The organism is Veillonella parvula, assembly GCF_018366295.1.
GTDB classification, from domain to species: Bacteria; Bacillota; Negativicutes; order Veillonellales; family Veillonellaceae; genus Veillonella; species Veillonella parvula_P.
This window is the reverse complement of the sequence record NZ_JAGZIJ010000017.1, coordinates 1-7,169: the sequence shown is the minus strand read 5'-3', so window position 1 is coordinate 7,169 and position 7,169 is coordinate 1. Positions and strand designations below refer to the sequence as shown.

At 39.2% G+C, this 7,169-nt stretch carries 3 protein-coding genes; 2 read left to right on the top strand and 1 reads right to left on the bottom strand.

The window, feature by feature from the left end; translation table 11 throughout:
* Positions 1–460 (top strand): hypothetical protein (locus tag KHY58_RS09940; RefSeq protein ID WP_278473243.1); only part of this gene is annotated, 460 nt, incomplete at its 5' end.
* A 117-nt stretch (positions 461–577) separates the two neighbouring features.
* Here the strand turns inward: KHY58_RS09940 and KHY58_RS09935 are convergent.
* Complete coding sequence (locus KHY58_RS09935; RefSeq protein WP_004692901.1) at positions 578–844, bottom strand: hypothetical protein; 267 nt, start codon at positions 842–844, stop codon at positions 578–580.
* A 704-nt stretch (positions 845–1,548) separates the two neighbouring features.
* Here KHY58_RS09935 and KHY58_RS09930 point away from each other — a divergent pair.
* Positions 1,549–7,169, top strand: a 5,621-nt coding sequence (locus KHY58_RS09930) for an ESPR-type extended signal peptide-containing protein (protein ID WP_278473242.1), incomplete at its 3' end; no start/stop codon positions are given.

The window sequence follows — 7,169 nt, the reverse complement described above, 5'->3', positions numbered from 1 at the left end:
ACAATTCCAATTGGACCAAAAGGGCAAGCGCATCATGGATGATTCCCGCGTTATGACTGGTCAAGAGCGTTACCGCAACAATGTGTTGTACTACATGAATGTTCGTCGCAGCTGGTACATCGTAAGCCATCGTTATAAAAACGATAGCTATGGGCGTTTGGCATTAGATCGTTTGTACAACGATTACAAACAGTTCTTTACAGAACATGCGACTGTATCTGAAGATGCTAAATTGGACTATGCGCAACAAATCATCGATATCTTGGATCGTAATACAGCCAATGTACATGATGATGAATTGCGTTTCTACATGAATGAAATGGTGATCTTCAGCTTGAACGAAGCTATGAAAGACGGCAATAATCGCGTGAAACCTGTGGATGAAAAAGCGGCTCCTGCAATGGACGAACTTCACACAGTGGACCTTCGCAAAGCGATTAATGCACCGACAATTCAATAATTTTAGATGATTTAATTATAAGAATTAAGTGTTGTTGTGTTGTATTGTATTTCTTATAATTGTATGACCGATAAAAAATATCGGGGTGTTGTTTGTATTAACAATACCCCGATATTTTTATGCATATAATTTTGCAATCAAGGTGATTCGCTGACCTTGAATCACCTTATATGTAATTTTTTTTACGATGGCCGTAAAATTGTGATGCAGAAATTGTAACTGATCGTTAGGTTGAACGTCCGCATCATATGTGAATACGCCTTCTTCCCCATTAAAGCGACCTTTGATTGTGAAAGTTTGATTATCTCGTGTAACTACGATATCTTCTTCTGTAACCGTATTTGGTTTATCTATATTTTGTTGTAAGATATTGAGTTCTGACATAGATTTCTTCCTCCTTTCTGCTTTCAGTATAACAATAAAAATTAAAAAACACATGGAGTAATCATATAAATTGTTTTTATACACATATGCTCTATTTCTATAAAGCCTATAAAGCCCGCCAATACGCCTTTAGAGTGCCTTAGAATAAAAAAAGGAATGACGGCGATTTGAATTTCACCTGTCATTCCTTTTACTATATAATAAAATGTTACCTTTATTGATTGTGCAATAGTTAATTGGCTTAAGTAGGTATGTAGTAATTGTGTACGTACATTGAGTCAAAATGGCAGAAACACTGTACGATATCTGTTTATGAAAAGATATCATTCTATTATATGGTCTATCATAAAACAGGATAATGAAGAGAAAATAAATTGGTTACATATGGTGTGATATTAGTACATAATTATGGAGCATATTAGTATTATTTATGAAAGTTGGTGAATAATAGTTAAAAAATACAGCATTTATGCAGAATATTCAGTATATTTAATTTTATCGAAATTATTAATAATTTAAACACAAAAGTTTTATGAAAATAAAATGAAAAAAAGTTTACTTTTCCCGTAATATGTGGTATTTTAGATATACACATTCAAGAATGTCGATGAATTCTTAATACATCATCGATACATCATTGTTATTTCATTAAATATGTAGATAGTTGGTTAGTAGGTTTTATAAGTTTTATAGGAGAAAGATTAATGAATCGAGTATTTAAAGTGATTTGGAATCGCACAAAGAGCTGCTATGTTGTTGTGGCAGAAACAGCAAAGAACATGACGAAACGTTCCTCTTTGTCGGTTGTATTCTCTAAAATGGTAGGTGCTACAGCAGTTGCCGTTATGTTGACAGGCGTTATGATGCCTACGGATGCCTTGGGGGCACCGATTAAAAATGGTGTCGGAGCGACAGCTGAAAACGACGGTGGTATCGCAATTGGTGATAATACAGCATCTAAGGGTGATTATAGTATTTCAGTAGGTACTGGTGCATCTGTAGGTAGAGGAGATACGGACGAGGGTAGAACTTTGGCTGGTATCGCTATTGGTCGTGGTGCGACTGTAACTGTTGATGATAATAAAGGGAAAAGTGTTCCGGCAAATCAAAGAACTGGTGGCATTGCTATCGGTCAAAGTGCTACAACTACGGTTGTAAATGCAATTGCTATTGGTTCCGGCACTAGTGCTGATGGGGCACAAGCTGTAGCTATCGGCCGTAGTTCATATACGAGCGGGAATAATACGGTTGCTATCGGTAATAGTACTCGCGTTCGTTCCACTAATGGTTTTGCACTTGGTAACGAAGCGTGGGCAGGTATCGATGAGAATGGAACTGTTGTAGGTAAAGATAATGACCAAGCTTTCGGTTCTAATGCTCGTGCTTGGGGTGGTTCCTCCATGGCGTTAGGTAATGATGCAAAAGCCGGTGGTGGCGGTGCCATTTCTATGGGTAATGGTTCTCAATCTAGAGGTGATTGGGCAGTAGCTATTGGTAATGGTTCTAAGGCTTTTAAACAGGGGTCTGCTGCATTGGGTACGAATGCTACAGCTAATAGTTCTCACTCCACTGCACTTGGCTGGGGTAGTACGACAAATGGCTACGCTGATGTTGCAGCTGGTGATGGTTCTGTTGCATCTGGTGGTAATTCTCTAGCAATAGGTGTGCAATCTTCTACTTCTGATGGTGCGGTAGGTGCTGTAGCATTAGGTTTAAGTAGTAAAGCTGAGAAGACAAACTCTATGGCATTAGGTGTTTCTGCTAATGCAGCACATGAACGTTCTGTTGCATTAGGTGCTAATTCCAAGACTGATGCTACAGTAAGCACAGCAAATCAATTGGTAAACGGTTTATGGTATAAAAACTATGCCGGTGGTAGTGCTGACTCTACAGTTAGCGTGGGTAGTGATACAGTAAAACGTACCATTACAAATGTAGCTGCAGGTCGTGTGAATGCACAATCTACTGATGCAATCAACGGTAGCCAATTATATGGTGTTGCAAATACCTTGGGTAACTTAGCAAACACTACAAAAGGTCTTTTGGGTGGCAATGCAGCCCTTGACCCTGATACTGGTAACTTATCGATGAGCAATATCGGCAATACCGGTAAAGGCACGATTCATGATGCTATTAAATTCAATAAAGACACTATAGATAAAGGCCTTAACTTCGATGCTAATACAGGTGGTGCGAAAAACAACCTATTAGGTTCTAAAGTTACCATCAAAGGTGACGGCAGCAATATCAATGCCGCAATTACACAAGCCAATGGTGATACAACTATCAACATGACTTTGGGTAATACTATTAAAGTAGGTACAGCAAAACCTGTAACGATTGACGGTACTACAGGTTTTGTAACAGGCCTTCAAAATAAAGATTGGAATGTAGATAATCCTGTGGCTGTATCTGGCCGCGCGGCTACAGAAGATCAATTGAAAAAGGTAAACGATAAAGTTAATACCAATAAAACTGCCATTGATAAAAATACTAGTGATATCAATACTAACAAGCAAAATATCACGAAAAATGCTGGCGATATTGCGAATAACAAAACTGATATCGCTAAAAATAAGCAAGATATCTCCAATATTAATACAAAAATTAATAAAGGCTTGAACTTTGCTGGTGATACAGGTACTGTAAGCAATAGACAATTAGGCGACACTGTAACTGTTAAAGGCGGTGCTACAGGCACATTATCCGACGGTAATATCGGTGTTGAATCCGACGGTAATGGTACATTGAATGTTAAATTAGCTAAAACATTGACAGGTTTAGATAGCGTTACAGCTGGTAATACTAAGATTGATAATGGTGGTTTGACTGTAGGTGGTAAAACATATGTATCTCCAACAGGTCTCAATGCGAATAATCAAAAGATTACTAATGTTGCTAATGGTAGCGACCCTAATGATGCAGTAAACTATAGTCAATTACAAGCTGCTATCGGCGGTACAGCTAAAGCATCCACTGTAAAAGCAAAGGATGCGAATGTAACTGTAACAGAAAGTACAAACGCAGCAGGCGGTAAGGAATATACTGTTGGTTTAGGTAATAAAATTACTGTAGGTACAGCACATCCTGTAACTGTAGACGGTGATGCTGGTCATGTAACAGGCCTTACAAATACAGATTGGAATGTAGATAATCCTGTGGCTGTATCCGGTCGCGGTGCTACTGAAGATCAGTTAAAAGCGGTAAACGAAAAAGTTAATACTAATAAGACTCAAATCGACAAGAATAAACAAGATATCGCTGATAATAAGCAAAATATCACAAATAATGCTGGCAATATTGCTCAAAACAAGCAAGACATCTCCAGTATTAATACAAAAATTAATAAAGGATTGAACTTTGCTGGCGATACTGGTAATGTAAGCAACAGACAATTAGGCGACACTGTAACTGTTAAAGGCGGTGCTACAGGCACACTGTCCGATGGTAATATCGGTGTTGTATCTGACGGCAATGGCACATTAAATGTGAAATTAGCTAAAACATTGACAGGTTTGGACAGCGTGACAGCAGGTAATACTAAGATTGATAGCAACGGTTTGACTGTAGGCGGTAAAACATATGTATCTCCAACAGGTCTCAATGCGAATAATCAAAAGATTACCAATGTTGCTGATGGAACTGTAGGCGCAGGCAGTAAGGACGCTGTAAACGGCGGTCAATTGCACGATGCCAAAAACGAATTAACTACTAATATCAATAATGCCAAAACTGAACTTATCAACAAAGGTCTTCGTTTTAACGCTGATAATAACGATGAAAAAACAAACAAACTTGGTTCTAAAGTAACAGTCAATGGTGATGACAATATCACTACTAAAATTACGCAAACTGGTGATGATACTACAATCGGCGTTAAATTGAAAAAAGATCTTAATGTTACTACTGTTACTGCTACAGATACTGTAAAAGCAGGCGGCGTAACAATGGGTAAACACGCTGATACTAAAAATTATGTGACAGGCCTTGAAAATAAGGACTGGGATGTTAATAAGTCTAACCCTGTAAGCGGTCGTGCTGCTACAGAAGATCAATTGAAGAAAATCAGCGATGTAATTAAAAGCCAAGGTGCTGCGTCTACGGACTATCGTTTAGTTGCAAATCCGGCAGTTGCAGACGGCGCCTATACAGTTGACTCTAACGGTGATGTTGACTTAACTGTTGAGGATAAAAACCATGCAGGTAGTAAAGAAACAGTTAAGATTAAGGATGTCGCATCTAAATCTAGCCTTGATAAATTAAACGATCGCGCTGTTAAGTATAATTTGGACAATAATGGTGACGTTGATAAGACAAAAGTAACTTATGAAGGTCCTACTTATGCTAATAAAACTGGTGGTACTCATGTAACAAATGTGGCGTATGCGACAGGTAACGATGGTAGCGAAGCGGTTAATGTGGATTACTTGAAAGATAAAATCAAAGATAGCGAAGATGCATTAACTAATAAAGGCTTGAAATTTGATGCTAACAATGGCGGCGTAAAAACAAATAAATTGGGCTCCAAAGTAACCGTTAAAGGGGATAACTCTAATATCATTACGGAAATCTCTCAAGACGGTAACGGTGACAGTACAATTGATGTGAAACTTGGTAAAAACCTCAATGTAGAAACGATTACTGCTACTGGTGCAAACGGTAAAGACGGTAAAATCGGTATTAATGGTAAAGACGGTGTAACAACTAACATTTCTGTTACTCGTGACGGTCAACCTGGTGTAGACGGTGCTCCTGGTACGACTACAACTCGTATTAGATACCAAAAACCTGATGGTACGAACGAAGAAGTGGCTACTTTGAACGACGGCCTTAAATTTAAAGGCGACATGGGTGCTACATCTAATGTTAAGCTTAACAAGCTAGTAAATATAACAGGTGGTGTGACAAATGCATCTGATTTGGCAACCGGAAATAATATCGGTGTTACATCTGCGACGGTTGATGCTGACGGTAATGCAAAATTACAATTGCAATTGGCTAAAAATTTAACAGGCTTGCAATCTGTAACGGCATCCGACACTGTGAAAGCTGGCACTGTAACCATGGGTAAACAAGAAGATGGTGCGAACCCTGGCAATACTGGCAACTATGTATCTGGCTTAGATAATAAAGATTGGGATATTCAAAATCCTAATATGGTATCCGGTCGCGCCGCAACAGAAGATCAGTTGAAAACAGTTAGCGACGAAGTTAAGAAACAAGGCGCTAATGCTACGGACTTCCGTTTGGCGAAAAATGCGGCTGAAGCTGACGGTGCTTACAAGGTGGATGATAATGGCAACATTGATTTGACTGTAGAGGATAAAAATCATCCGGATAAAAAGGAAACCGTAAAATTGAAAGACATTGCCTCCAAATCCAAATTGGACGATGTTATCAATAAAGGCTTGCAGTTTGATGCTAATAGTGGCGGTGTACAGACTAATAAACTTGGTTCCAAGATCACTATTAAGGGTGAAGGTACTGATGCTGATAATAACTACAGCGGTGAAAACCTTAAAACTTTCATCAAACAGGATCAAAATGGCAATACAATTGTCGATGTGAAGATGAATAAGAACCTTAAAGCTGAAACTGTGAAGGTCGGTAAAGGTGATAAAGATGGTGTAACTATCACTGGCCCTGAAGGCCCGAACGGCTTAGACGGTAAGGTAGGTGTTACTGGTAAAGACGGGAAACCTGCTGTATCTATGTTCGGTAAAGATGGCGTAGGCCATATCGGCTTGACAGGCCCTGCAGGTACAAATGGGGTGAACGGTACAAGCGGTATCGACATGTCCGTGAAGAATGGCTACGATGATGATACTAAAGGCGTTAAAGGTGCAAAAGGCGTAGACGGTGTTGATGGTATCACTCGTATTGTTTACCAGGACAAAAACGGCGAACATCAAGTGGCAACCATGGATGATGGTATGCTCTACGGCGGCGATACAGGCAAGGTGATTGAAAAGAAACTTAACAATAAAGTGAATGTTAAGGGTGGTATCTCCGATGAAAGCAAATTAGCTGCTGAAGATAACATCGGTGTTGTTTCTGACGGTTCCGATACATTGAAATTGCGCTTGGCGAAAGAATTGAAAGGCTTGACGTCTGCTACTTTCACAAACGGTGGCAATAATACTGTTATCAATGGTGATGGTATGACAATCAATCGTGCTGGCGGCAATGCAGTAAGTCTTACAAAAGACGGTCTAAATAATGGCGGTAACAAGATTACAAATGTAGCTGACGGTACGGACCCTAACGATGCGGTTAATAAATCTCAATTGGATAAAGCTACAGCAGCTGCATCCACAACGGTATC